27 protein-coding genes are annotated in these 24,773 nt (G+C 73.8%); 16 read left to right on the top strand and 11 right to left on the bottom strand.

The features are described 5' to 3' along the window. Positions 1–10 precede the first annotated feature (10 nt). Positions 11–1,222: a PLP-dependent aminotransferase family protein gene (locus C1N80_RS14115; protein ID WP_137771355.1), complete on the top strand. Its 1,212-nt coding sequence runs from the start codon at positions 11–13 to the stop codon at positions 1,220–1,222. A 21-nt stretch (positions 1,223–1,243) separates the two neighbouring features. Here the strand turns inward: C1N80_RS14115 and C1N80_RS14120 are convergent, their stop codons facing one another. The 6 genes from C1N80_RS14120 to C1N80_RS14145 form a co-directional block, all read right to left on the bottom strand. Continuing rightward, the gene (locus tag C1N80_RS14120) at positions 1,244–2,002 is read right to left on the bottom strand and encodes a bifunctional 2-polyprenyl-6-hydroxyphenol methylase/3-demethylubiquinol 3-O-methyltransferase UbiG (RefSeq protein WP_137771356.1); all 759 of its coding nucleotides are present in this window, start codon (positions 2,000–2,002) and stop codon (positions 1,244–1,246) included. Beyond that, positions 1,999–3,510, bottom strand: a complete 1,512-nt coding sequence (locus C1N80_RS14125; RefSeq protein WP_137771357.1) for a hypothetical protein — start codon at positions 3,508–3,510, stop codon at positions 1,999–2,001. The genes C1N80_RS14120 and C1N80_RS14125 overlap by 4 nt, the downstream gene beginning before the upstream one ends. Further along, entirely contained in the window at positions 3,507–4,208 is a 702-nt protein-coding gene (locus tag C1N80_RS14130) for an ATP-binding cassette domain-containing protein (protein ID WP_137771358.1), read from the bottom strand. Before C1N80_RS14130 ends, C1N80_RS14125 begins: the two co-directional genes overlap by 4 nt. A gap of 71 nt (positions 4,209–4,279) precedes the next feature. Continuing rightward, the gene (locus C1N80_RS14135) at positions 4,280–4,765 is read right to left on the bottom strand and encodes a VOC family protein (protein ID WP_137771359.1); all 486 of its coding nucleotides are present in this window, start codon (positions 4,763–4,765) and stop codon (positions 4,280–4,282) included. Positions 4,766–4,897: 132 nt separating this feature from the next. Next, the gene (locus C1N80_RS14140) at positions 4,898–6,238 is read right to left on the bottom strand and encodes an MFS transporter (RefSeq protein ID WP_137771360.1); all 1,341 of its coding nucleotides are present in this window, start codon (positions 6,236–6,238) and stop codon (positions 4,898–4,900) included. A 79-nt stretch (positions 6,239–6,317) separates the two neighbouring features. After that, the gene (locus C1N80_RS14145) at positions 6,318–7,091 is read right to left on the bottom strand and encodes an SRPBCC domain-containing protein (protein WP_137771361.1); all 774 of its coding nucleotides are present in this window, start codon (positions 7,089–7,091) and stop codon (positions 6,318–6,320) included. A gap of 190 nt (positions 7,092–7,281) precedes the next feature. On the opposite strand from C1N80_RS14145, the gene C1N80_RS14150 reads away from it, so the two are divergent. The 8 genes from C1N80_RS14150 to C1N80_RS14185 all read left to right on the top strand — a co-directional run bounded on the left by C1N80_RS14150 (position 7,282) and on the right by C1N80_RS14185 (position 15,250). Beyond that, positions 7,282–8,064, top strand: coding sequence for an HAD family phosphatase (locus C1N80_RS14150; RefSeq protein ID WP_137771362.1), 783 nt, complete (start codon positions 7,282–7,284; stop codon positions 8,062–8,064). Next, the gene (locus C1N80_RS14155) at positions 8,061–10,604 is read left to right on the top strand and encodes a glycoside hydrolase family 65 protein (RefSeq protein WP_137771363.1); all 2,544 of its coding nucleotides are present in this window, start codon (positions 8,061–8,063) and stop codon (positions 10,602–10,604) included. The genes C1N80_RS14150 and C1N80_RS14155 overlap by 4 nt, the downstream gene beginning before the upstream one ends. A 73-nt stretch (positions 10,605–10,677) precedes the next feature. Next, complete coding sequence (locus C1N80_RS14160) at positions 10,678–11,826, top strand: YihY/virulence factor BrkB family protein (protein WP_137771364.1); 1,149 nt, start codon at positions 10,678–10,680, stop codon at positions 11,824–11,826. Then, on the top strand, positions 11,823–12,389 hold the full coding sequence (gene def, locus C1N80_RS14165) for a peptide deformylase (protein WP_137771365.1): 567 nt from the start codon (positions 11,823–11,825) through the stop codon (positions 12,387–12,389). Before C1N80_RS14160 ends, def begins: the two co-directional genes overlap by 4 nt. A gap of 38 nt (positions 12,390–12,427) precedes the next feature. After that, complete coding sequence (locus C1N80_RS14170; protein ID WP_137771366.1) at positions 12,428–12,859, top strand: ubiquinol-cytochrome c reductase iron-sulfur subunit; 432 nt, start codon at positions 12,428–12,430, stop codon at positions 12,857–12,859. 2 nt (positions 12,860–12,861) lie between these two features. Next, on the top strand, positions 12,862–13,695 hold the full coding sequence (gene trmB / locus C1N80_RS14175) for a tRNA (guanosine(46)-N7)-methyltransferase TrmB (protein WP_137771778.1): 834 nt from the start codon (positions 12,862–12,864) through the stop codon (positions 13,693–13,695). Positions 13,696–13,804: 109 nt separating this feature from the next. After that, positions 13,805–14,848 carry an LCP family protein gene (locus C1N80_RS14180; protein WP_137771367.1) on the top strand — a complete coding sequence of 348 codons (1,044 nt, stop codon included), beginning with the start codon at positions 13,805–13,807 and terminating at the stop codon, positions 14,846–14,848. A 36-nt stretch (positions 14,849–14,884) separates the two neighbouring features. Next, a complete protein-coding gene (locus C1N80_RS14185) occupies positions 14,885–15,250 on the top strand; it encodes a DUF4235 domain-containing protein (protein WP_137771368.1) in 366 nt (121 codons plus the stop codon). Between the two features lie 76 nt (positions 15,251–15,326). Here C1N80_RS14185 and phoU read toward each other — a convergent pair whose 3' ends face one another. Then, entirely contained in the window at positions 15,327–16,007 is a 681-nt protein-coding gene (gene phoU / locus C1N80_RS14190) for a phosphate signaling complex protein PhoU (RefSeq protein ID WP_137771369.1), read from the bottom strand. A 194-nt stretch (positions 16,008–16,201) separates the two neighbouring features. Between phoU and C1N80_RS14195 the strand changes: the two genes are divergently transcribed. Together C1N80_RS14195 and C1N80_RS14200 are read left to right on the top strand one after the other, a co-directional pair. Then, on the top strand, positions 16,202–17,422 hold the full coding sequence (locus C1N80_RS14195; protein WP_137771370.1) for a cell wall metabolism sensor histidine kinase WalK: 1,221 nt from the start codon (positions 16,202–16,204) through the stop codon (positions 17,420–17,422). Between the two features lies 1 nt (position 17,423). Beyond that, entirely contained in the window at positions 17,424–18,116 is a 693-nt protein-coding gene (locus tag C1N80_RS14200; RefSeq protein WP_137771371.1) for a response regulator transcription factor, read from the top strand. 102 nt (positions 18,117–18,218) lie between these two features. Here the strand turns inward: C1N80_RS14200 and C1N80_RS14205 are convergent, their stop codons facing one another. Further along, on the bottom strand, positions 18,219–18,770 hold the full coding sequence (locus tag C1N80_RS14205) for a hypothetical protein (RefSeq protein WP_137771372.1): 552 nt from the start codon (positions 18,768–18,770) through the stop codon (positions 18,219–18,221). A gap of 221 nt (positions 18,771–18,991) precedes the next feature. Between C1N80_RS14205 and C1N80_RS14210 the strand changes: the two genes are divergently transcribed. Next, a complete protein-coding gene (locus C1N80_RS14210; RefSeq protein ID WP_137771373.1) occupies positions 18,992–19,474 on the top strand; it encodes a CarD family transcriptional regulator in 483 nt (160 codons plus the stop codon). Positions 19,475–19,502: 28 nt separating this feature from the next. Then, on the top strand, positions 19,503–20,234 hold the full coding sequence (locus tag C1N80_RS14215) for a 2-C-methyl-D-erythritol 4-phosphate cytidylyltransferase (RefSeq protein ID WP_137771374.1): 732 nt from the start codon (positions 19,503–19,505) through the stop codon (positions 20,232–20,234). A 34-nt stretch (positions 20,235–20,268) separates the two neighbouring features. On the opposite strand, the gene C1N80_RS14220 is transcribed toward C1N80_RS14215, so the two are convergent. Together C1N80_RS14220 and C1N80_RS14225 are read right to left on the bottom strand one after the other, a co-directional pair. Next, positions 20,269–20,580 carry a hypothetical protein gene (locus tag C1N80_RS14220; protein WP_137771375.1) on the bottom strand — a complete coding sequence of 104 codons (312 nt, stop codon included), beginning with the start codon at positions 20,578–20,580 and terminating at the stop codon, positions 20,269–20,271. Between the two features lie 10 nt (positions 20,581–20,590). Then, positions 20,591–21,343: a 2-C-methyl-D-erythritol 4-phosphate cytidylyltransferase gene (locus C1N80_RS14225; protein WP_137771376.1), complete on the bottom strand. Its 753-nt coding sequence runs from the start codon at positions 21,341–21,343 to the stop codon at positions 20,591–20,593. A 112-nt stretch (positions 21,344–21,455) separates the two neighbouring features. Here C1N80_RS14225 and C1N80_RS14230 point away from each other — a divergent pair, with 112 nt between their 5' ends. Genes C1N80_RS14230 through ilvA form a run of 3 tightly spaced genes read left to right on the top strand, consistent with a single transcriptional unit; the run spans position 21,456 to position 23,676 of the window. Then, the gene (locus C1N80_RS14230; RefSeq protein WP_137771377.1) at positions 21,456–21,752 is read left to right on the top strand and encodes a PTS sugar transporter subunit IIB; all 297 of its coding nucleotides are present in this window, start codon (positions 21,456–21,458) and stop codon (positions 21,750–21,752) included. Continuing rightward, positions 21,749–22,354 carry a 2-C-methyl-D-erythritol 2,4-cyclodiphosphate synthase gene (gene ispF, locus C1N80_RS14235; protein ID WP_137771378.1) on the top strand — a complete coding sequence of 202 codons (606 nt, stop codon included), beginning with the start codon at positions 21,749–21,751 and terminating at the stop codon, positions 22,352–22,354. Before C1N80_RS14230 ends, ispF begins: the two co-directional genes overlap by 4 nt. Beyond that, positions 22,351–23,676 (top strand): threonine ammonia-lyase IlvA, encoded by a 1,326-nt coding sequence (gene ilvA, locus C1N80_RS14240; protein ID WP_137771379.1) that lies wholly within the window; start codon positions 22,351–22,353, stop codon positions 23,674–23,676. Before ispF ends, ilvA begins: the two co-directional genes overlap by 4 nt. Positions 23,677–23,761: 85 nt before the next feature. On the opposite strand, the gene galE is transcribed toward ilvA, so the two are convergent. Continuing rightward, positions 23,762–24,739 (bottom strand): UDP-glucose 4-epimerase GalE, encoded by a 978-nt coding sequence (gene galE, locus C1N80_RS14245; RefSeq protein WP_137771380.1) that lies wholly within the window; start codon positions 24,737–24,739, stop codon positions 23,762–23,764. Between the last annotated feature and the right edge of the window lie 34 nt (positions 24,740–24,773).

The following is a 24,773-nucleotide window of genomic DNA, read 5'->3' on the forward strand; positions in this document are numbered from 1 at the left end:
CATGGGCACCATGACCGTGCCCGAGACCACCGCCCCGTTCCGCTTCCCCGTCGCCGGCCGCTACGCCGGTATGGCGTCCTCGCCGCTGAAGAGCATCTTCGACCTCGCCGCCGCACCCGGCGTGGTCTCCTTCGCCGGCGGCATCCCGGACCCGGAGCTGTTCGACCTCGGCACCGTCACCGCCGCCTACGACTGGGTGCTCTCCCACCAGGGGTCCCGCGCGCTCCAGTACGGGGTGAGCGAGGGCGAGCCCGAGCTGCGTGTGCAGGCCGCGCGGCGCGTCTCCCGCACCCTGCCCACCGACGCCTCGCAGATCCGGGTCACCTCCGGCTCCCAGGAGGGGCTGTTCGTCGTCGCGGAGGCGCTGCTCGAGCCCGGTGACGTGGTGCTCGTGGAGTCCCCGACCTACCTCGCGGCGGTGCAGGCCTTCGCCGTGCACGGCGCGCGGATGGTGGGCGTCGCGACGGACGACGACGGCGTGGACCCGGCAGCGCTCGAGGAGGCGATCCGCACGCATCACCCGCGGATGGTCTACCTCATCCCCTCCTTCCAGAACCCGACGGGCCGGACGATGCCGCTCGAGCGTCGTCGCGCGGTCGCCGAGGTGCTGCTGCGCCACGAGGTCCCCCTCATCGAGGACGACCCCTACGGCGAGCTGTCCTTCACGGGCGTCGTCATGCCGCCGATCGCCTCGCTCCCCGGCATGGCGGAGCGCACCCTGCTGCTGAACTCCATGAGCAAGCTCATGAGCCCGGGCGTGCGGATCGGCTGGATCCGCGGCGAAGGGCCGGTCCTGGAGACGCTCGCCGTCGCGAAGGCGGCGATCTCGATGCAGTCCTCCGTGGTGGACCAGCTGATGGTCGCCCGGTATCTCGAGACGGCGGAGCTCGACGCGCACGTGAGGACGGTCAGCGCGGTCTACCGGGAGCGGCGGGACGCGCTCGCCGAGGCCCTCGCGCCGGTGCTGCCCGCGGGCGCGCACGTGACCCGGCCCGAGGGCGGCATGTTCCTGTGGGCCGCGCTCGGCGAGGGGTACGACGCGCAGGAGATGCTCGCGGACGCGGTCGCCGCGGGCGTCGCCTACCTGCCCGGCTGGTCGTTCTTCGCGGAGGACCCGGACCGCTCGACGATGCGGCTGAGCTTCGTCACCCACTCCCCCGCGGTGATCGCGGAGGCGATCGGCCGGCTCGGCGAGGTCATCGCGCGCCACGGCGGCCGCTGAGCCCTCCGCATCAGGGCCTGCTCAGCGGGCGTCCTGTCCCGGGGGCGCGGTCCACCGCAGCGTCACCCGGAACCCCGTGCGGCGGCGCACGCGGGCGCCGGGCAGGTGCCCATGGGCGAGCTCGCGCAGCTCCGCCGTCGAGAAGGCCGCGTCCGTGATCGTCATCGCGTCCTCGCGCCGTCCCGGCCCGGCGGCGTCGGCCGGCGGAAGCGCCCGCACGGGGCACGGGTGCTTCACGAGACCGATCAGCGGGTTGGTGAGCACGTTCGTGAGGTCCCAGATCCGGTCCGCCGGGCCGACGGGCCGCACGAGGCTCACGACGAGCAGCCGTCCTCCCGGGCGCAGCAGCGCCCGGGCCTGGGCGAAGGCGGCGACGGGGTCCTGGTGGTGGAGCGAGGCGATCATCGAGACCGCGTCGTAGGCGCCGTGGCGGGACGGGTCCGCGGCGTGCTCGGCGAGCGTGCGGCGGGCGATGTGCACGCCGTCGAGGTCCCGCAGCGCGCTCGCGGCGGCGTAGGCCATGCGTGCGTCGGGGTCGATGCCCTCGACCTCGGCGGCGACGCCTCGCAGCGCGCGGGCGAGGTCGCCGCGGCCGCTGCCCACGTCGAGCACGCGCCGGGCACCGGCGGGGACGCCCGCGAGGACCCAGCGGTGGAAGTGGGCGTTGTGGTCCCACGGGCGGCGGGCGTTCCAGCGTCCGAGCTGCCTCCCCGCGGCCCGCACGAGGGCGTTCCTCGTGGTGCGCAGGTCGAAGGGCTCGCGGGGGCCGTCGGCGGTCATGCGCGCAGCGCCCGGAGCCGGAGGGCGGTCATGAGGGCGAGCAGCGCGCCGATCAGCGCGGCGGCGGCGAGCGCCGCGGGGAGCCCGAGCCCGGCGGCCAGGACGAGCGCTCCCCCGGTCGCGAGGGCGAGGAGGAGCGCGTCGGACTGCCAGGCGAGCAGGGGGAGCACGGAGGCGTCCCCCTGGGCGGTGGGCAGGGGGACGGTGAGGGCGAGCGGCATGGGACCTTTCGCGGCGTCCCGCAGGCGGGCCGGGACGAGCAGGAGGGCGAGCAGCAGCGCCGGGGCGAGGTGCTCGAGGGGAAGGGGGTAGAGGAGCGCGACGGGCACGCTCCCGGCCGCCGCGAGCAGGACCATCAGCGACGTCGGGGCGATGAGGTGGAGGACCGCCTGCACCGGGGCGGACTGCCCGAACAGGGCGGGCGCGCCGAGGGTGTGCACCGCATGGCGGAGCCCGTCCACGAAGGGCCCGCTGCCGAGCCACACGCCCAGCGTGCCGACGAGCACGGCGACGACCGCGGCGGGCCCCGTCACGAGGGTCGCCCCGGCGGTGAGCAGGGCGGCGCCGGCGATCACGCCGATCGCGCCGTGGGCGCTGCGCCCCGGGCTGCGCAGCCACGCCACGGCGTCGCGGCGCGCGTAGACCAGCGCGAGAGGGCCGGGGCCGACGGCCGGGAGCCGGCGCCCCGCACGGGGCGGGCTGCGGAAGCCGGCGGCGGCGCCCGCGAGGTCGCCCGCGTCCGCACTCGTGCGGGCGGCGTCCCAGCGCAGGGACTGCTCGAGCAGCACCGCGCCGCGCAGGCGGTCCAGCAGCGCCCACCCGATGACGGCGGCGAGCAGGCCCGCGGCCGCGATCCCGAGGGCCCACGGCCAGGGGAGGGCACCGGCCGGCACCGGTCCGGGGATCAGGGCGGCCGGTCCGGCCTGCCCCGGCAGTGCGAGCACGAGACCCAGGGCGAGCACCCCGACCGCAAGCAGCGGTCGCGCGGCGGGGGCCAGCAGCTCCCCGGTGAGCCAGCACAGGCCGAGCAGCAGGCCGGTGCCGGTCGCGGCGACCAGCAGCGCGGCGAGCTCCGCGCCGGAGGCGACGTCGGCATCCAGCAGCACGGTGCCCACGACCGCGGCGGTCAGGAGGCACGCCCCGAGCGGGACGAGCAGGGCGCGGGCGGCGGGACGGCTCAGCACGGTGCGTCGGCGGAGCGCGCTGCCGGCGAGTGTCGTCGTGAGGAAGGGGTCCAGCAGCGCCGGGCCGCGGGTGCCGCCCACGAGCACGGCGCCCGCCGCGGCGACGGCCACGGCGAGCACGGCGATCGTGGGCGCGGCGGGGGCGAGCAGCAGCGGGAGCACGTCGGGCCGCGCGAGCAGGCCGCCGACGCTCCCCAGGGCGGGGACGACGAGCACGAGGACCGAGATGACGACGAGGTAGAGGAGCTCCACCTGCGCCCAGGTGCCGCGGGCGGTGGAGCGACCGGCCCAGACCTCACGGACCCCGGCGAGATCACCGCTCATCGGGCGGCGCCCACCGTGCCGGCCGCCGTGAGCGTGAGCTCGGCGGTCGCGAGGGAGTCGACGAGCGCGGGGCTGTGGCTCGCGAGGACGATCGCGGCGCCGGCCCCCGCCCGTGCGCGCAGGGCGTCGGCGACGAGGGTGAGACGGTCGGGATCCAGCCGCTGCTCGGGCTCGTCGAGCAGCAGCACCCGGGAGGGGCGCCCGAGGGTCAGGGCGAGGGCGAGGAGCTGGGACTGCCCGCTCGAGAGCTCGTGCGGGAAGCGCGCGGCGAGCGAGGACAGCGCGAGCTCCTCGAGCAGGGCGTCGGCCTCCTCCTGCGCGGGGCCGGCCGCCCGGCCCCAGGTCGCGCCGAGGAATCGGAGGTGCTCGCGGACGGTGAGGTCGCGGGCCGTCTGCGGGGGGCCGATGAGCGCGGCGAGCGCGGCGCGCAGGGCGGGGTCGCGGTCGTCGGGGGCGTGGCCGAGCACCTCGATGCTGCCCGTGGAGGGGCGTCGCAGTCCCGCGAGGAGGCGCAGGAGGGTCGTCTTCCCGGAGCCGTTGTGGCCCCTCAGCGCGAGCACCTCGCCCGCGTCGACCCGGAGGGAGACGGGGCTGAGCAGCTCGACCTCCCCTTCCGCGGCGCCGACCTCCTCGGCGCGCACGACGGGCCCGCCCCCGGAGGGGGACGGCAGGGATCGGGTGCGCGAGCGGCGGGCCATGGGTCCATGGAACCCCTGCTCCCGGACCCTCGGCACCCGACCTCCGTCGACGATCCGGTGTCGAGGGGCGCTCAGCGGGTGGGGTCGGCGACCGGGGCGGCCTGCTCCTCGCCGGCAGCGTCCCCGCGGTCTCCGCCCACGCCGCCGACGTTGATCATCCAGTGCATGGCGAAGCGGTCCACCACGGCGCCGTAGACGTCGCCCCAGATCTGCTTCTGGAGCGGCATCTCGACCTCGCCGCCCTCCGCGAGGCGGTCGAAGATCGCCGTGAGCGCGGCGAGGTCCTCCTCGCCGGTGCCCATGAGGGCCAGGTTGACGTTGTCGCCGATGGTCACGGGGTGCATGTCGGGGATGGCGTCGGCCGCGTTCAGCACGAAGTGCTCGGTCGTGAGCTCGGCGTGCATGATCTTCCCGGCGGCCTCGTGGCCCTCGGGAACGGCGTGGAACTCGCCGAAGGTGCTGAGGATGAGCTCGCCGCCGAAGATGTCGCGGTAGGTCTCGAGGGCCTCGCGGGTGGTGCCGGGGAAGTTGAGGTACGCGCGGAGCTGGACGGTCATCGGGTCCTCCTGGGAGCGGTCGGCCGGGCCGACGGGCCGGGCGTGCGACGGGCGGCGCCGGGGCCGGCGCCGCGCTCATCGTAGGGGCGCCGGGCGACGGACGGGAGGGGGTGAGGGGACGCGCCGGGGACCTCAGCCGCGGCGGGCGGCGACGGGACGCCCACCGCCCGCGCGGGTGCCGCCCGAGGGCGTGAGGCGGGGCAGCGCCCGCAGCAGCCAGAACCCGCCGGCGAGGCACAGCACCCCGGTCGCGGCGCCCGCGGCGGCGACCGGCGCGACGAGGGTGACGCCGGAGACGACGAGCGGGGCGACGAGCCGCCCCGCGCCCATGAGCGTGTTCCACCAGGCGAGGTAACCGGTGCGGCCGTGCACCGGGGACACGTCGATGCCGAGGGTCATGACGATGCCGGAGCCCAGCCCGTTGCCGAGGGCGATGAGGGCGCTCGGCACGAGCAGCGCGACCAGCGCCGCCGCCTGGCCGTGCCCCTCGAGGGCGGCCGCGAGCACCGCGAGCAGCACGTAGCCGGCCCCCATGATCAGGCCGCAGGGCACGGCGACCGCGGCCCGCCCGAACCGGTCCATGAGCACCCCGGCGGGGATGACCATGATGATCTCGAGCACCGCGCTCGCCCCGAACACGAGGGAGATGAGGGTCGAGTCCAGGCCCAGGGAGGCCCCGAGCAGCGGCACGATGACCGGTCGGTTGACACGGGAGATCATCACGGGCGCGATCCCGCAGCCGATCGAGATCATGCGCAGCAGCACGGCGCGGTCGAGCCGGCGGTGCAGCGGGCTGCGGCTCCGCCCGCGCGGGATCGTGCGGGCGCTCCCCCGGGTCTCGCCGACGGGCAGGAAGATGCCGACCATGACCGTCGCGGCGGCGGTCGTCACGGCGTAGAGCAGGAAGACGACGGAGTCCTGCCCGAGGCCCAGCACGATCGCGCCGAGCAGCGGACCGACCACCTGGCCGATCCGGATCATGCCGCCGAAGGCGGTCATGCCGCGGGCCCGCATCCCGGGCGGCAGGGCGCTGCCGAGGTAGGCCTGCCGGCCCAGCGTCCACACCTGCGAGCAGGCGGCCATGACGACGAGGGCGGCGATCAGCGCGAGCCGGTGGCGGAGCGCAGGGTCTCCCTGCAGCCCCGGGGTGATCAGGAGATAGGCGACGACGTTGGAGACGACGAGCAGCGCACCGGTGAGCACGAGCGCGGGGCGGGCGCCCATCCGGGAGATGAGGCGGGCCGCGGGGATCGGGCCGAGGAACGAGAAGATCCCGAAGACGAGGCTCAGGGCGGCCGCCTGCGGGACGTCGAAGCCGAGGGCCAGGGCCATGAGCGGGATGACCGGCAGCAGCGCCGAGTTGCCGCTGAACTCGAGCAGCGTGGGCACGTACACGGACGGCACGAGCTGGCGCATGACCTGGGCGGTGGTGCGCTCCTCCGCCGATCGGGAGGGCGGGGGCGCAGCGGTCACGCGGGCAGTCTGTCACCGGGTCGTGAGCTCGGGCAACGATCTCCCGCCCGGTGGGACGCACGCCTCCCCGGCGGCCTCCTCAGGCGCCGGGGCGACGGGCGGCGGTGAGCGGGAGCGCGGTCCGCCCGGCGCCGGCGACCGGCGGCCCGGGGACGGCATGGGCGGCAGGGCTGCCGGGACCCACGGACGCGCGGGTCGCCTCCTCGCCGCGCCGTACCTGCTCCTCGTCGAGCCCCGCGGCGAGCGCCTCGGCCGCCCAGCGGACGGCCCAGGCCTCGAGGGCGTCGCCGCCGCCCTCGCCCGCGAGCCAGGTCCCGGTGGGACGATCGGGACGGGAGCGGCAGGTGCCGCGCCAGCCGTCGGTCTCCGCCGCGAGGGCGAGCAGCATCAGCTCCCAGCCCACGGCCCACACGCCGGGGCCGCGCTCCTCGACGTCGGCGCGCTCCCGCACGAGGGTGTGCGTGAGCACGAGCGAGGTGGTGCCGTCGTCCTCGGGGTCCAGCAGCAGCGTCAGGAGGTCCGTGCGGCCCCCGCGCTCCCAGGAGAGGACGAGGCGGTGGGGGCCCTCGACCTCGAGCACGCTGCCCTCGACGGGCTCGGGGCCGGTGAGGGCGAGCAGGGATCCCTCGGCGGCGGGCAGCGAGAAGCGCCCGCCCTCGCCGAGCTCCCCCTGCACGGGTCCGTACCAGGAGGCGAGGCCGTCGGGTGTGGTGAGCAGCGGCCAGAGGCGTGCGGGGGCCAGGTCCACGGCCGTGGAGAGGGAGAGCCGCAGCCGCAGCTGCTCCCCCAGGTCGTCGATCTCGAGCGCTCGTCGCACCGCGTCCGTCACGGTCTGCGACCGCAGGGTCGTCATGGTCTCCTCGAAGAGTCGTCGCCGCTCCGCACCGGCGCCGTGGCGCGGGCGCGGACGGAGCGAGAGTAGCCCACGGCCGCACCTCCCGCACAGACCCCGTGCCGTCGCGCACAGGGGCCCCGCACCGTGCAGGTCACAGCTCGGCGCACAGCCGCGCCCGCCTCCCGTCGCGGCGCGGACTGCCCCTAGCATGGACCGGGTGAACGCCGAGCAGACCCGCCCCGAACCCGACTTCACCGCTCACCTCTTCGACCTGGACGGGGTGATCACCCCGACCGCCGAGGTGCACATGCGCGCCTGGGCCGAGATGTTCGACGCCTTCCTGCGCAGCCGCGGCGTCGTGGAGCCCTACACGGAGCGCGACTACTTCGCGCACGTGGACGGCCGCCCCCGCTACGACGGCGTGCGCGAGCTGCTCGCCTCCCGGGGGATCACGATCCCCGAGGGCGCCGACGAGGACCCCGCGGACCAGGCCCCCGGCGAGGAGACCGTGCGCGGGCTCGGCAACCGCAAGAACGACCGCGTGCTCGCGCTGATCCGCACCGAGGGCGTCGCCCCGTACCCGGGCACCGTCGCCTACCTCGACGCGCTGCCCGCCGGCGCGCGCCTCGCCGTGGTCTCCTCCTCCCGCAACGCCGAGGAGGTGCTGCGGGGCGCGGAGCTGCGCGACCGCTTCGAGGTCGTCGTCGACGGCATGGTCGCCGCCGCGGAGGGGCTGCCGGGCAAGCCCGCGCCGGACACCTTCGTGCGCGCCGCCGAGCTGCTGGGCGTCGCCGTCGGCGACGCCGTCGTCTACGAGGACGCGGTCTCGGGCGTCGCCGCGGGCGCCGCGGGCGGCTTCGGCGCCGTCATCGGCGTGGACCGCGGGGCGGGCCACGAGGCGCTGCACGGCGCGGGCGCGACCCGGGTGGTCGACGACCTCGACGCGCTCGTCCCCTCCGCCTCGTCGGACGCGACGGAGGCCGGCCGATGAGCCGCCTGCGCTCCGTGCCCGCGGATCCGGTGGATCGCACCCACCTCCCGGTGGACCCGTGGCGCCTGGTCGAGTCCCGCCCCGGCGGGGACCAGGCGCTCAAGGAGACGCTCTTCGCGACCGCGAACGGCTACCTCGGCATGCGCGGCACGCCCGTGGAGGGCCGCGACGCCCATGCCCACGGCACCTTCCTCAACGGCTTCCACGAGACCTGGGACATCCACCACGCGGAGTCCGCCTTCGGCTTCGCCCGCACCGGGCAGACCATGGTCTCGGTGCCGGACTCCACGGTGATGAAGCTGTACGTGGACGACGAGCCGCTGCTGCTGAACACCGCCGACCTGCTCGAGTACGAGCGCTGGATCGACTTCCGCGAGGGCGTGCTGCGCCGCGATCTCGTGTGGCGCACCCCGGCCGGGAAGCGCGTGCGGGTGCGCACCTCCCGCATGGTCTCCTTCACCCAGCGCCACCTCGCGCTCATGACGCTCGAGGTGGAGATGCTCGACGGCTCCGCGCCGATCGCGATCTCCTCCCAGATCATCAATCGCGAGGACACCGCCGACGACTTCGGCCAGGGCGTGAGCGGCGCGCTCACCGACAAGGACGACCCGCGCCAGACGACCGCCTTCACCCACCGGGTGCTCGAGCCGCAGGAGGACACGCACAGCGAGCGCCGCATGCTGCTGGGCTACCGCACCGTCTCGAGCCGCATGTCCCTCGCCGTGGGCGCGGACCACGACATCGACGCAGACGTCGAGGTGGACCGCTTCCTGGAGACCACGCCGGACCGCGGGCGGATGGTGGCCCGCGCCCACCTCGGCTCCGGCCAGAGGATCACGGTCCGCAAGGCGATCTCGTACCACTCCTCCCGCACGGTCCCCCACCGGGAGCTCTTCGACCGCTGCCGGCGCACCCTGGACCGGATCCGCGAGGAGGGCTTCGACGCGCAGTTCGCGGACCAGCGCCGCTATCTCGAGGACTTCTGGCTGCGCAGCGACGTCGAGCTGCCGGGACAGCCCGCGGAGCAGCAGGCCACCCGCTGGTGCCTCTTCCAGCTCGCCCAGGCCTCGGCGCGGTCGGACCAGTGGGGCATCCCGGCGAAGGGCCTCACGGGCTCCGGCTACGAGGGCCACTACTTCTGGGACACCGAGGTGTACGTGGTCCCGTTCCTCACGTTCACCTCCCCCGCGTGGGCGCGCAACGCCCTGCGCTTCCGCACCCATCTGCTGCCCAAGGCGCGGGAGCGCGCACGGGAGCTGAACCAGCGCGGTGCGCTGTTCCCGTGGCGCACGATCAACGGCGAGGAGGCCTCCGCCTACTACGCGGCGGGCACCGCGCAGTACCACATCGACGCGGACATCGCCTTCGCCTTCGCCCAGTACGTGGACGTCACCGGGGACACCGACTTCCAGCACCGCGACGGGGTGCGGGTGCTCGTGGAGACCGCGCGGATGTTCGCGGACCTCGGGTTCTGGCGGGTCACCGCCCAGGGCGACGCGATCTTCCACATCCACGGCGTGACCGGCCCGGACGAGTACACGGCCGTCGTCAACAACAACATGTTCACGAACGTGATGGCCCGTCACACCCTGCGCCGGGCGGCCCGCGCCGTGCGCGAGCTGCGCGAGGCGGACACGTCGGCGTACGAGGCGCTCGCGGTCGAGCTCGAGCTCGACGAGAAGGAGCTGGACCAGTGGGACGCCTGCGCGGACGGCATGTTCATCGCGAAGGACGACGCCCTCGGCATCCATCTGCAGGAGGACGCCTTCCTCGAGCGTGAGGTCTGGGACCTCTCCTCGACCCCGGACGAGGCGTTCCCGCTGCTGCTGCACTACCACCCGCTCGTGATCTACCGCTTCCAGGTGCTCAAGCAGGCGGACGTCGTGCTCGCGCTGTTCCTGCGCGGCAGCGAGTTCACCGCCGAGGAGAAGCGCGCGGACTTCGAGTACTACGACCCGATCACGACGGGCGACTCCTCGCTCTCCGCGGTCGTGCAGTCGATCATCGCGGCGGAGGTCGGCCACCAGAAGGCGGCGCTCGACTACTTCCGCGCCGGGCTCTTCGTGGACCTCGGCAACCTCCACCACAACACCGGCGACGGCGTGCACATCGCCTCCGCGGGCGGAGTGTGGAACGCCCTCGTGCACGGATTCGGCGGCATGCGGCAGGAGGACGGCGCGCTCGCCTTCGACCCCCGCCTCCCGGAGGGCTGGGAGGGGCTGGACTTCCCGCTCACCCTGCGCGGCTCCCGCTTCCGGGTGCGCCTGCGCCCGGAGGAGATCTCCTTCACCCTCGAGACGGGCGAGGAGGTCGAGGTCACGGTGCGCGGCGAGAGCGTGCGCGTGACGGCCGACGGCGCGACCGTGCCGCTCGCGGACCAGGGCCCGGTGCTGGACGACGCCGTGCTGGCCACGCCCGTCGGCGTCGGGGACCGGCGCGCGGACGGCACCATCGTCACCTCCGCGGTGCCCGCCGACCCCGAGGACCCGTGGGAGTACCCGGTGCACACCGATCCCGACGACATCATCGAGGAGGCCTGAGCGCTCCCCGGCCACGGGCCCGCGCTGACGTAGGCTCCCAGCGCACCCGCACGTCACGCCCCGGAGGAGGACCATGGCCGCCGACCAGCGCGAGTACGTGCGCCCGCGGCTGACGATCTGGCACGTCCTGAACCGGGTGCGGATGCGGCTGCTCGACATCCAGGTGTGGGACGTCGCGGGGACGATGACCTTCTACACGCTGCTGTCGCTGTTCCCCGGGGCGGTCGCGGCGGTGTCCCTCATGTCGATGCTCGGCATCGAGCAGGAGCCGCTGGACGCCGCGGCGGTCGCGATCCGGGAGATCTTCCCGACCTTCGACCCGGATCCGTTCGTCGACGCGATCATCGCGGTGTCCACGACAAACGGCGGGGTGATCGGGCTCGTCGTCGGCACCGCCGGCTCCCTGGTGAGCGCCTCGAACGGCGTCGCCGCCCTCCACCGGGCGCTGCACCGCGTGTACGACACCCGCGAGGGGCGCCCCTTCCTGTGGTTCCGCACGATCGTCTTCGGGGAGACGGTCGTCATCGTCACCCTCGTGCTGCTGGCCCTCGGCATCCTCGTGATCGGCAACGAGGCGTCGCAGGCGCTCGGCGAGATCGTGGGCATCCCCCGCTTCGCCTTCGAGGCGTGGAACCTCGTGAAGTGGCCGATCCTGCTCGTGCTGCTCGTCATCGGGGTGTCGATGGCCTACTACCTGTTCCCGAACGTGCGCCTGCCGCGCTACCGGCTCATGACGCTCGGCTCGACGGTGTCCGTCCTCGTGCTCTTCGGCGCGGCGCTGCTGGCGGGTCGCCTCGCCGCGCTCGTGACGAGCTTCGCGGAGGTCCTCACCGTCCTCAACGGCCTGATCGGCATCCTGCTGCTGCTGTGGGTCGCGAACATCGTCATCGTCGCGGGGGCCGCGCTCGACGCCGAGTTCCTGCGGGCGCGCCAGATCGCCGCGGGCCTCGACGCGTGGCACACGATCGTGCTGGACGCCCACGCGACCCACACCCTCGACTTCCTCGCCCAGGACGCGGAGCAGGCGGAGGCGATCGGCCGGGAGGTCGCGATCGCCGCCCGGACCGGCGAGCCGCTGACCCGCGCGAGATCGGCATGGGTGGCCGAGTCCACCGCCATCACGGCGGTCAACCCGCCCCAGCACCACCGCATCACCAGCACCGACGCCGAGGACCCGCGTGAGGGGATCGGCCAGAGCACACCAGGAGACCCCGCCGCATGAGCGTCCGTCCGATCACGATCATCGGCCACCGCGCCCTCGAGCAGCGCACGAAGAAGGTCCGCGAGGTCACCGAGGACCTCCGCACCCTCGTCGCGGACATGTTCGAGACCAACGACGCCGCGAAGGGCGCGGGACTCGCGGCCACCCAGGTCGGCTCGCGCTGGCGGCTGTTCGTGTACTCCTGCAAGGACGCCTCGGGGGAGCTGCGCCGCGGGGTCGTCATCAACCCGCGGCTCGAGCGGTGGGGACCGCTGGACCTCGACGAGGAGACCCTCGAGGGCTGCCTCTCGGTGCCCGGTGAGGGCTTCGCCACGGCACGTCATCGCGGCGCCCGCGTGACGGGCACGGATCTGGACGGTCAGGAGGTCGTCGTCGAGGACGAGGGCGGGGTGCTCGCGCGCTGCCTGCAGCACGAGGTGGACCACCTCGACGGCTCCCTGTACCTGGACCGTCTCTCCCCCGCCCGGCGCCGCGAGGCGCTCGACGCCGTCACCGCCCGCGCCTGGCGCGCCCGCGGGATCCTCACCTGGGACCCGCGGGAGCGCCTCGCCGAGGAGGTCTGAGCCCCTCCTCGCTCAGGTGGGCGCACTATCCTGCGGGCATGGATCGTCCCTGCCTGTCGCGCCGCCGTGCGCTCGCCCTCCCCGCCTCCGTCGCCGGCCTCGGTGCCCTCGCCGCCTGCGCCCCGCAGGACGAGGGGTTCGGCGATGCCGAGCCGATCCGCGCCCAGGAGGACGGCTCGGTCCCGCTGACCGACGTCCCCGAGAACGGCGCGGCGCTCGTGAACTTCGGCGGGGAGCGCCCCTTCGTGCTGCTCGTGCGCGGTGACGGCGAGGACGTCTCCGGGTTCTCCGGGTACTGCACCCACAACGGCTGCGCCCTGGCGCAGAACGACGAGGAGCTCGACTGCCCGTGCCACGGCTCGCGCTTCGACGCCCTCACCGGCGAGGTGCTGCGCGGCCCGGCGACGACGCACCTCCCGGAGGTCGCCGTGAGCGTCGAGGACGGCGCGGTGCGCCGCGTAACCTCGTGACCGTGCCCGACGGCGGCCGCGAGGGCTCCGCCTCCGCGGACGCTCCTGCGGAGGCCACCGCACCGGCCGGGCGCCCGTCGCGGGACATCGTCTCCTTCGTGCGCCGCGGGGCGCGGCTCTCGTCGAGCCGCCAGGACGCCTGGGACCGCCTCGCCGGGCGCTACGTGCTGGACCTCCCGCGCGGGGAGCGGGACACGCTCCCGGAGGAGGGCGCCTCGCTCGACCTCGAGGCGACCTTCGGGCGGCGCGCGCCGCTCGTGATCGAGGTGGGCAGCGGGCTCGGCGAGAACATCGCCGCGGCCGCGTCGGCGCATCCGGAGCGGGACCACCTCGCGGTCGAGGTGTACCTGCCGGGGCTCGCCCAGACCCTCGACCGGATCGAGCGGGCGGGGCTGCCGGACAACGTGCGCCTGCTCCCCCTGGACGCCCAGCGGTCGCTGCCCGCGCTGCTGCCCGCCGGGTCGGTGCAGGAGCTGTGGGTGTTCTTCCCCGATCCGTGGCACAAGTCCCGCCACCACAAGCGACGCCTCGTGAACCCGCCGTTCCTCGACGCGATGATCCCGCTGCTGGCGCCCGGGGCCGTGCTCCGCCTCGCGACGGACTGGGCCCAGTACGCGCACCACATGCGGCAGGTGCTCGACGCGGATCCCCGGCTGCGCAGCCTCCACCCCGACGGGCCGCGCCCCGAGGGGGAGGCCGCCGATCCCGTGCCCGAGGACCTCCCGGTGAAGGGCTGGGCGCCCAGATTCGAGGGTCGTGTGAAGACCAGCTTCGAGAACAAGGGCGCCCGTGCCGGACGCCTAGTATGGGATCTGGCGTACACCCCTGCGCCGTGAGCGCGGATCCCGCGGCCACGACGAGGGAGCGCGCCGACTGCCGTTGCGAGGTCGGACCGACCCGCATCCGATCTTCTCCCCCTTCGGCACCGGACGAGAGCGAGCCCTCATGAACGCCCCCGACGACCTGCAGCTGCCCTCCGACTGGGAGGACGACTCCGAGCCCGATCCCCGCGCCCGTCGCAGCCGCCGCTTCGCGCTCATCGCGCTGGGCCTCGCCGGTGTGCTCGTGCTCGGCGCGGTCATCGCCGTGGGTGCCTACCTCAACTCGCTGCGCTCGGCCTACGAGAAGGTCACCACCGTGTCCATCTCCCGCGGCGCCTCGGACGGCGAGCGCCCCGAGGACGGCCAGGGCCGCAACTTCCTGCTGCTGGGCTCGGACAAGCGCAGCGAGGAGGACGCGAAGGCGGAGAACGTGAGCGGCCAGCGCTCGGACGTGATGATGCTCGTGCACATCTCCGCGGACAACAAGGAGGTCTACGTGACCTCCTTCCCGCGCGACCTGTACGTGGACATCCCGGGCCACGGCAAGGGCCGCATCAACTCCGCGCTCGCCTACGGCGGCGTGAGCCTGGCCGTGACCACGGTCGAGAACTACACGGGCGTGCCGATCGACCACGTGGCGCTCATCGACTTCGAGGGCATCCAGGGCCTCGTCGACACCCTCGACGGGGTGGACGTGACCGTCCCCGAGGACTTCGAGGCCGACGGCCACCAGTACACCAAGGGCACCCAGCACCTCAACGGCGAGGAGGCGCTCGCCTTCGTGCGCGCCCGCAAGCAGTTCTCCGAGGGCGACTTCCAGCGCAACCGCAACCAGCAGGCGGTCCTGCAGGGGATCATCTCGAAGCTCATCAGCGCGGACACCCTCACCAACCCGGCGAAGCTGCGCGACACGATCTCGACGATCGCGCCCTACATGACGACCGACGACGGCCTGGACTCGGGCGCCATGATCGAGCTGGGCCTGTCCCTGCGCTCGATCCGCAGCGGCGACATCCACTACCTCGCCGTGCCGAACTCGGGCCCCTACACCACCAGCGGCGGCGCGAGCGTGGTCGGCACCGACGAGGAGGCGATGGACCTGCTCCGCACCGCTCTGCGCGAGGACACCATGTCCTCGTACTACGCTGACCACGTCAGCAACGGCTGACCCCGCCGACCCCGCCGACCCCGCAGGAGGATCCCCGTGGCCAATCCGCTCGTGAAGATCGTCGTCCCGATCGCCGGCATCCTCGCCGCGCAGGTGGGATCGAGGGCCGCACGCTCCGGGTGGGGCGCGGTCTTCGGTGAGGACGCCCCCACCGTCAAGGCGAACCGCGCCTCGAAGAAGGACACCGCCGCCCGCCGCAAGCAGGCGAAGAAGGACGGCCTGAGCAAGGCGGAGATCGACGAGATCCGCGACCCGATGGACGAGCAGCCCGTCTGGAAGGTCATGCTGTGGACGCTGATCTCCGGCGTCATGCTGCAGGGCTTCAAGCAGCTCGCGCAGCAGTACGCGAAGAAGGGCACCGAGCGGGTCGTCTCCCGTCGCCCCCGCGCGAACCGGGGCTGATCCCGGCGACCTCGCCCGCATGCAGGAGCGCCCGTCCCCTCGGGGACGGGCGCTCCCGCATGCGGTGACGGCGCGGTCAGATCTCGGAGACCTCGGTCCCACCGCCGCTGAGGGTGTCGATCGAGTCGCCGGTGACGAGGAAGCCGATGCGGCGCACGAGGGAGACGGCGTGATCGCCGATCCGCTCGTAGAACCGGATGAGCAGCGTCATGTCCGCGATCTGCGCGTTGGTGTACGCCTCGCCGCCCTTGGCGAGCTCGCGCGCGACCTCCTGGAGGAGCGCGTCGATCTTCTCGTCCTCCTCCTCGACCCGTGCGGCGAGGGCGAGGTCGCGCTCGGCGATCACGGTCGAGGCGTTGGCGAGCGCCTCGCCGGCGAGCCGCGCCATCTCGCGGATCTGGGCGTGGTGCTGCTCGGGCACGGCCGGCTCGGGATGGGTGCGGCGCGCGGTGAGCGCGATGTGGCCGCAGAGGTCGCCCATGCGCTCGAGCGAGGAGCTCATGCGCAGCGAGGAGACGAGCAGGCGGAGGTCGCCGGCCACGGGGTTCTGGCGCGCGAGCAGCTCGACGATCTTGGTGTCGAGGTCGTACTGGCGCTGATCGATGTGGGGGTCCGCGGCGATGACGCGCTCCGCCAGTCCGAGGTCGCCCTCGAGCAGCGCCGTGGTGGCGTCCTCGAGCGCGGAGCTGACGAGGGACGCCATGTCGAGCAGATCGTCGACGAGATGACGCAGGTCGCTCTGGTACGCCTCGCGCATGTGTGCACACTCCTGATGCCGATTCCGAGCGGGAAGTAGGGGGTTCCCCGACCGTCGAGTCTGGCAATGGCGGATGAACAGCGATCACCGTGGGGTGAACTCGAGGCGGAGTCCCGGTGAACTCCTGGTCCCTGCCCCGCTCGAGGTGCGGGGGCAGGAGCGAGTCATCACCCTATCGGCAATAGGCTGTACCGGTGCCGCTCTCCGTCCTCCTCCTGCTCGCCGGTCTCACCGGCCTCGTGATCGGGTGCGCCGCGATGTACGCGATGCACCGCTCCGAGGGCCGCGAGCGCGAGCGCGCCGAGGCCGACTCCCCCGGGACACTCCCGGAGCAGGTCGCCGAGGTCCTCACGATCCTGCGCTCGGCGTACGTCGTGCTCGACGCGAGCGGGGACGTGCTGCGCGCCTCGCCGCTGGCCTACTCGTACGGCATCGTCCGCGCCTCCGGGAACGACTACCCGCGCCTCGCGAGCCCCGAGCTGCTCGAGCTCGCGGCCGACGTCGGCCGCGGGGGAGGCTGGCGCGACGAGCGCCTCTCCCTGCGCCGCTCCGGCCAGGAGGACGACGACGCCGTGATCGACGTGCGCATCGGTGCGCTCGGCGAGACGGGCGTGCTGCTGCTCGCCGACGACCTCACCCGCGCCGTGCGCGTCGAGGAGACCCGCCGCGACTTCGTGGCGAACGTGTCCCACGAGCTGAAGACCCCGGTCGGGGCGATCACCCTGCTCGCCGAGACGATGGAGGACGCCGCGGAGGATCCGGATGCGGTGCGCCGCTTCGCGGAGCGGATGCAGACGGAGTCCCGCCGGCTGGGCCACCTGGTCCAGGAGATCATCGAGCTCTCGCGCGTGCAGGGCACCTCCGCGCTGCCGGACGCCGAGCCCGTCGAGATCGACGACGTCGTCGCCGAGGCGGTCGCGCTGAACCGGAACTTCGCCCTGGGCTCCCGCATCGAGGTGGTCACGGGCGGCACGGGCGGCCTGCGCGTGTTCGGCTCCGCCTCGATGCTCACGACCGCGCTGTCGAACCTCGTCTCCAACGCCATCAGCTACTCCGAGCCGGACACCCGGGTGGGGATCTCCGTGCGGCGCGACCAGGGCATGGTCGAGCTGTCGGTGAAGGACCAGGGCATGGGCATCTCCAAGGAGAACCTGGAGCGCGTCTTCGAGCGCTTCTTCCGCGTGGACCGGGCACGGTCCCGCGCGACGGGCGGCTCCGGGCTGGGCCTGGCCATCGTCAAGCACATCGCGACCGACCACGGCGGGGAGGTGACCGCCTGGTCCATGGCCGGGCAGGGCTCCACCTTCACCCTCCGCCTCCCCGAGATGGGGCGCACCGGCGCCGTCACCGTCAGCGGGGCGACGCCCCCGTCACGGCCCTCGGATCCCCAGCAGAACCCACGGAAGGGACATTGAGATGACGCGCATCCTGATCGTCGAGGACGAGGAGTCGTTCTCCGATCCCCTCTCGTACTCGCTCCGGAAGGAGGGGTACGAGGTCGCCGTGGCGGACAACGGCACGGACGGCCTGAGGATCTTCTCCGCGCACGGCGCGGATCTGGTGCTCCTGGACCTCATGCTCCCGGGCATGAGCGGCACCGAGGTGTGCCGCGAGATCCGCCGCACCTCCTCCGTGCCGGTCATCATGCTCACCGCGAAGGACGACGAGTTCGACAAGGTGCTGGGCCTCGAGCTCGGCGCGGACGACTACGTCACCAAGCCGTACTCCTCGCGCGAGCTGCTCGCCCGGATCAAGGCGGTGCTGCGCCGCGGGAGCGACGGCGCGGAGTCCGAGGAGTCCTCGACGCTCACCGCCGGCCACATCATGATGGACGTGGAGCGGCACGTGGTGCAGGTGCACGGCACGGACGTCGCGCTCCCGCTGAAGGAGTTCGAGCTGCTGGAGATGCTGCTGCGGAACGTCGACCGGGTCCTCACCCGCGGTCAGCTGATCGACCGGGTGTGGGGGGCGAACTACGTGGGCGACACGAAGACCCTCGACGTGCACGTCAAGCGCCTGCGCGCGAAGATCGAGGACGATCCGAAGAACCCCGTGCACCTCGTGACCGTGCGCGGCCTGGGCTACAAGTTCGAGTCCACCGGCGCCTGACCGCGCAGGGACGGCGCACGACTGCCGACCGACGGGGCCGACGACGACGAAGGGCCCCCGGGATCACCCGGGGGCCCTTCGTCATGCCTGGTGCGGGGATGGTCAGCCCTCGCCGCCGTCGGAGGCGCCGCCGCCGTCCGAGGCCGCGCCCTCGCCGTTTGGGTCCGAGCTCGAGTCCTGGTAGTAGGCGAGCGTCGTGTCGGTGACGGGCAGCGAGATCTCGGTGGACTCGCCGTCCAGCGTGACCGTCAGCTGCATGATGTCGCCGGGGGCGACGTCGAGCGCGGTGATGTCCACGGCCTGCTCGCCCTCGCCCGGGCCCAGCTCGACGGAGCCGCCGGCGGGGACGGCGACGGACGCGGTGAAGGCGGAGGCGCCGTCGACGGAGCCCTCGAGGTCGAGGGTGATGTCGTCCTCGAGGTAGTTGACCGCGGAGCCGCGGAGCTCGGCACTGCCGGAGTCGTCGACGACGACGATCGCGTTGCGGACGCCCGCCGCGAGGGCGCCGGAGTCCTGCTCGAGGTTGGCGTTCGTGCCGTCGGCCGCCTGGTAGAAGTCGTGCGTCTGCACCGGGTTGAAGTAGGAGCAGCCGGAGGCCGCGGCGACGAGGCCGAGGGCGGCGACGGAGAGCACGAGTCGGCGGGGACGACGCACGGGGAACTCCTGTTCGGTGCACTGCAGGCACGACGGGGAGGGGCAGGGACAGCCCTGCCAGGGTACCGCACTCGGGCACCCCCTCCGGGCACCGGGCCGGCCGGGTCGGGTGCTGGGCCGGGTGGCGAGCAGGGCACTCTCACCTGCTCGCAGGCATGGGCGCGCGAAGAGTAGCACAGGTGGTCGGTGATAGACTGTTCCGCGGAAAGGGGACCAGACACATGAACTTTGTCGTCGGCGAGACCGTCGTCTACCCGCACCACGGTGCAGCCCTCATCGAGGAGGTGAAGACCCGCACCATCAAGGGCGAGGAACGCACCTACCTCAAGCTCAAGGTCGCCCAGGGCGACCTGACCATCGAGGTCCCGGCCGACAACGTCGACATGGTCGGCGTCCGCGACGTGGTCGACAAGAAGGGCCTCGACGAGGTCTTCGAGGTCCTCCGCCTGCCGTACACGGAGGAGCCCACCAACTGGTCCCGCCGCTACAAGGCGAACGTCGAGAAGCTGGCCTCCGGCGATGTGAAGAAGGTCGCCGAGGTCGTGCGCGACCTCTGGCGCCGCGACCAGGACCGCGGTCTCTCCGCCGGGGAGAAGCGCATGCTCGCCAAGGCCCGTCAGATCCTCGTCTCCGAGCTCGCCCTCGCCGAGAAGACCGACGAGTCCAGCGCCGAGTCGATCCTCGACGAGGTCCTCGCCTCCTGAAGGCGCGGCCCTGAACCCGCCTCCCTCCGTGCCCGTCCCCCGCACCGGAGCAGCGGTGCGCCCCGTCGTCCTCGTGGCCCCGTCGGGCCCCGAGCAGCAGGGCGCGACCACTGCCCCCGCCCTGCAGCTCCTGGGCGGCTCCCGGCTCGTGGACCGGCTCCTGGGGACACTCGCCGAGGTGTGCCCGCCGCCCGCCGTGGTGGTGGCACCCTCGGCGATCGCCGTCCGCCTCGAGGGCACGCTCCCGCATGGAGCGGTGCTCGTCCCCCGCGACGGCTCCCGCCGTGATCGGATCCTCGCCGCGCTCGACGCGTGCGACGAGCCGGCGCTGCTCCTGCACGACGCCGAGCGCGCCCTCACCCCCGCCTCCGCGCACCGGGAGGTGATGGCGGCGCTCGTCGACGGCGTGGACGCCGTCGTGCCCACCGTCGCCATGACGGACTCCGTCAAGGAAGCCGGGAGCGCGGGGCTGCGCAACATCGACCGCAGCACCCTCGCCGTCCTCCAGAGCCCCCGGCTGCTGCGCCGCGAGGCGCTCCGCGCGGCGACGGCCCGCATGGCCGGAGCGGCCGGCACCGGTGTCGACGCCCCGGAGGACGAGATCCTCGCCGTGCTCGCCGGCGGCGGGGACGTGCGCACCGTGCACGGCTCGCACGACGGCTTCGCGGTCGTGGACCGTCTGACGCTCTGGCAGGCGCAGATCTCGCTGGGCCTCGCCCGCGACACCACCTCGCGGCAGGGTCTCGCCCGTCGCGCCTGAGCGCGGCGGCACCTGCTGCGGCGCGAGCGTCCCGTCAGCCCCGTCGGCGCGAGCGCCAGACCGTCCGGAACTCCTCCACCATCCGCACCGGCTTCGAGAGCGTGCGCACGGGCAGGGTGCTCGCGAGCTCACCGGGATCCGCGCGCAGGCGGCGCAGGAGCCGGCCGGGCTTGCTCGAGATCCGCTGGCGGAGGTCCGGCAGGTACTCGTCGCTCACGTCGAGACGGGTGACGGCCCCGCACCCGGTGCACTGGATCTCGGAGACGAAGCGACCGGCATAGATCACCACGTGCTCCGCCTCCTGGTCGCATGCGGTGCAGCGCAGGAAGCTCTCCTCGACGGCCATCATCCCCTCCTCACACGGATCTCAAACCTAGCGCGGTGACGACGTCCTGGGCCAGGAGCAGATCCTGCGCATAGGTGATCTTGAAGTTGGTCTCCTCGCCGCGCACCCAGGTGACAGGGATGTCCGTGTACTCCTCGGCGCAGGACGCCGTGTCCGTGCCCACGAAGCCGTCCCGGGCCGCCTGCTCGTACGCGTCCAGGATCGTCGCCGCGTCGAAGCCCTGCGGGGTCTGCACGCGCAGCAGGGAGTCCGGGGAGAAGGCGCCCGTCGCGAGGGCGTCCGGGCCGTCCACCGGGGCGACCCCCTCGGCCGGGATGCCCGGCACCGCTCCCCCGGCCTCGCGGGCCGCGTGCAGCACCGCCGCGGCCAGGCCGTGGGAGACGAGCGGTCGCGCGGCGTCGTGGATCAGCACGGTGTCGATGACGCCGTGGTCGATCCTGTCCGCGAGATGGCGCAGGGCCAGCAGCTCGGACTCCTGGCGGGTGTCGCCGCCGGTGATGATCTCGAGGTGGTGCGCGCTCTCCCGCGAGGCGACGAAGCGCGCGTGCTCGAGATCGTCGGGCCGGACCACGAAGACCAGCAGCCCCACCCCGTCGACCGATCCCAGCGTGTTGAGCCCCCAGCTGGCGATGCTGCGGCCCGCGAGCGGCAGGAAGGCCTTGTTGATGCCGGCGCCCACCCGCGTCCCGGATCCCCCGGCGAGCACGATGCCCGCGGCCCGCCCGCGCAGGCGGGAGGGGCGGTGACGGCGGGACTGGCTCACCCCGGCATCGTAGACGGCGAGCGGCGCCGCGTGGACCGACCCCGCCCGGCATGGAAGAATCGAGGATCGTCCCGGGGCACCTCTCGCCCTCCTTCGAGCACCAGGAGCACGCATGCTCACGATCGCCGTCGTCTGCGGGGCGGGGGTCGCCACCTCCGCCCTCATCGCCCAGCAGGTGCGCGACCACCTCGCGCACCGCGCCGGGGACGCGGAGGTGGTCCAGTCCACCGTGATCGACCTGCTCTCCCCCCGGTTCACGGCCGATGTCGTGGTCTCCACCGTGGACCTCCCCTCGACCCTCGGCATCCCCCGTGTCAACGGGATGCCGCTGCTGCTCGGCACGAACCCCGCGCTGACCTTCACCGATCTCGACGCGCTCCTCGACCGTCTCGAGAGCACGCCGCGATGACCGCGCTGCCCCGCGTGGGCACCGGCACGGACGTCCACGCCCTCGCGCCCGAGGGCTCCGGCCGGCAGCTGTGGATCGCCGGGCTGCGGTGGGACGGTGAGCGAGGTCTCGTCGGCCACTCCGACGCGGACGTCGCGTGCCACGCCGCCTGCGACGCGCTGTTCGCCGCCGCCGGCATCGGCGACCTCGGCGCGCACTTCGGCACCGATCGGCCCGAGTGGGCCGGAGCGGCGGGGACGGCCCTGCTCAGGGAGGCCGCGCGGCTCGTCACCGAGGCCGGCTTCCGGATCGGCAACGTCTCCGTCCAGGTGATCGGCAACCGTCCCCCGATCTCCCGTCGTCGCGCGGAGGCGGAGGCGGCCATGGGTGCCGCCGCCGGCGCGCCGGTCTCCGTCTCGGGCACCACGACCGACGGCCTGGGTCTGACCGGCCGCGGCGAGGGGGTCGCGGCGATCGCGACCGCGCTCGTCGTCCCCGTGCTCCCGGGCACCGCCGACGCCCCCGTGTCCACCGCGCACGCCGCGACGGCCGCGACGGCCGTCCCCGGCGACGCGGCCCCGCCGACCATGGACCGACCCGACCCCGAGGAGCCCCGTCCGTGAGCACGCCCTCCCCCCACGAGCAGCAGGCCACGCCGGCCACCGGTCCCCTCCCGCTCACCGCGGAGGACGTCGAGGCCGCCGCGGCGACCCTCGCCCCCGTGCTGCGGCGCACGCCCCTGCACCGCTCGGAGCGGCTCAGCGAGATCGCCGGGGTCCCCGTGTGGCTCAAGCGCGAGGACCTGCAGTCCGTGCGCTCGTACAAGCTGCGCGGCGCCCACCTGTTCATGGCCGCGCTGGACGAGGAGTCCCGCGCCGCGGGCGTGGTCGCCGCGAGCGCCGGGAACCACGCGCAGGGCGTCGCCCGCTCGTGCCGCGAGCTCGGCATCCGCGGCCGCATCTACGTGCCCGGCACGACCCCGCGCCAGAAGCGGGACCGGATCGTCGCGATCGGCGGCGACCTCGTGGAGCTCGTCCTCACCGGGGACACCTTCGACGACGCCGCCTCCGCCGCGGCGGACGACGCCGAGCGGACGGGCGCCGTGACGGTGCCGCCCTTCGACCATCCGACGATCATGGCCGGCCAGGGCACCGTGGCCCTCGAGGCCGTCGAGCAGCTGCGCCTCGAGCACGGCCGCGAGGCGTCGACCATGGTGCTGCCCGTGGGCGGCGGCGGTCTGCTAAGCGGCTGCGGGGCCTGGCTGCGGGAACGCACGCCGACGATGCGCATCGTCGGCGTCGAGCCCGCCGGGGCCGTGTCCATGGCGGCCGCCGTGCGCGCGGGCCACCCGGTGACCCTGCGCGAGCTCGACCGCTTCGTGGACGGCGCCGCCGTGCGCCGCGTGGGCGCGGGGCCGCTGCGCATGGTCCAGGCGATCGAGCCGGAGCTGCTCAGCGTCGACGAGGGCGCCGTGTGCACCGAGATGCTCTCGCTCTACCAGGTGGACGGGATCATCACCGAGCCGGCCGGGGCCCTCGCCGCCGCGGCCGTCGCGACCGGGGCGGTCCGGGACCTCGCCGCGGACGAGGACGGGGAGGGCGACGTCATCGTCGTCGTCTCCGGCGGCAACAACGACGTCTCGCGGTACACGGAGATCGTCGAGCGCTCCCTCGTCCACGAGGGTCTCAAGCACTACTTCCTCGTGACCTTCCCGCAGGAGCCGGGGGCGCTGCGGCGCTTCCTGGACCGGGTGCTCGGGCCGGACGACGACATCGTCCTGTTCGACTACATCAAGCGCAACAACCGCGAGGAGGGACCGGCCCTGGTGGGCGTCGAGATCGGCTCCCGCGCCGATCTCGAGCCGCTCATGGGGCGGATGGCCGCGTCCCAGATGCAGATCGAGCGGATCGACCCGCACGACCCGATCTACCGCTACCTCACCTGATCACCGCGACCCGGCCCGCCCGGGACGGACGACGGCGCCGGTCCCCGAGGGGACCGGCGCCGTCGTCGTGCGGCGGGTGCGGGGATCAGGACGGGTCGACGGCCTGGGCGCGGGCCTCGACCGCGGAGCGGACGATGTCCTCGAGCCCGTGCTCGGACTTCCAGCCCAGGTGCTGCGCGATCCGGTCGCCGGAGCAGATCAGGCGGGCGGGGTCGCCGGCGCGGCGCGGGCCGATCTCCGGGGTGATGTCGATGCCCTTGACGCGGGCGACCGCATCGATCACCTCGAGCACGCTCGAGCCCTCGCCGGTCCCGACGTTGAAGACGCGGTGCGGGCGCTCCTCGCCGCGCAGGTAGTCCAGCGCCGCGATGTGGGCGTGGGCGAGGTCCAGCACGTGCACGTAGTCGCGGATGCAGGTGCCGTCCGGGGTGTCGTAGTCGTCGCCGAAGACGGTGGGCGTGCGCCCCTTCTCGAGGGCGTTGAGGATGATCGGCACCAGGTTCATGACCTGGGTGTCCGCGAGCTCCGGCCAGCCGGCACCGGCGACGTTGAAGTAGCGCAGGGCGACGGTGCGCATGTCGTGGGCGCGCTCGGCGTCGGCGAGCATCCACTCCCCCACGTACTTGGTCGCGCCGTAGGGGTTGATGGGCTGCGGGGCGAGGTCCTCGGTGACGAGGTCGACGTCGGGCACGCCGTAGACGGCCGCGGAGGAGGAGAAGACCACGTCGCGCACGTCGGCGCTCGCGCAGGCGGCGAGCACGTTGGCGAGGCCGCCCACGTTGTCGTGCCAGTACATCTCCGGGTTCTCGACGGACTCGCCGACCTGCTTGTGGGCGGCGAAGTGGATCACGGAGTCGGCGCCCGAGGAGCGCAGGGCGAAGGCGAGCTTCTCGACCGCGTCGGGGAGGGTCACGTCGAGCTCGAGCAGCTCGGCCCCCTCCGTGCGGGAGCGGAAGCCGGTCGACAGGTCGTCGACCACGATCACCCGCTCCCCCTTGTCGAGGAGGAGTCGCACCACGTGCGACCCGATGTACCCGGCACCACCGATCACGAGAGTCGTCATGGTCGCGAGCCTACCGGGTCACCCGGGGAGCGGT

The sequence above is a fragment of the Brachybacterium sp. SGAir0954 genome (assembly GCF_005490785.1).
Taxonomy (GTDB): domain Bacteria; phylum Actinomycetota; class Actinomycetes; order Actinomycetales; family Dermabacteraceae; genus Brachybacterium; species Brachybacterium rhamnosum.